Source organism: Prevotella sp. HJM029, from assembly GCF_000599605.1.
Lineage (GTDB): Bacteria > Bacteroidota > Bacteroidia > Bacteroidales > Bacteroidaceae > Prevotella.
Genome location: NZ_AZHT01000102.1, coordinates 1 through 477 on the forward strand (window position 1 = coordinate 1; position 477 = coordinate 477).

The 477-nt window shown below is 31.2% G+C and carries 1 protein-coding gene and 1 pseudogene; both read left to right on the plus strand.

Annotated features, from left to right (window positions below; translation table 11 throughout):
• Positions 1–183, plus strand: a 183-nt coding sequence (locus X919_RS17050) for a hypothetical protein (protein ID WP_036917261.1), incomplete at its 5' end; no start/stop codon positions are given.
• 110 nt (positions 184–293) lie between these two features.
• Positions 294–477: pseudogene (locus X919_RS16005) on the plus strand (hypothetical protein); the annotation flags it as partial.

The window sequence follows — 477 nt, forward strand, 5'->3', positions numbered from 1 at the left end:
CAAACATATGAATATAACAAGATAAAGATCTCACCTGGCTGCGAACGTGGTTTATTAAACTTTGATTTGGGAATTCAGAATAAAAATGTTATATTGGACTTACCAGAAGAAAAAAAAATCTCCAACCCAATAAAATATAATTTTCGATTTATTAAGAAAGCGTGTCATGTGCTGCGAAAATAATCAAAATAAATATCCATTAAAGAAGGAACTGAAATTTGGAAAATCACACGTGATGGTAGGCAGACTTTATATGCAGTATTCGAAAATAAAACTTTCAAAATAGTTGAGCAGTGAAAATAAAAGCACCAAGTGGAAGTCGCATTCTTTTTGAAGAAAAAGATATGTTCTTAACAGAATATTGTGATGATAACGATATCTGGTTTTGGAAAATAATAGGAGAGAATCCTTTTTTAATAGAAAGGGGCTTTAAAGAGCAAGGAGGTTTATACACCCTATCGTTTCCTCAAAAAAGGA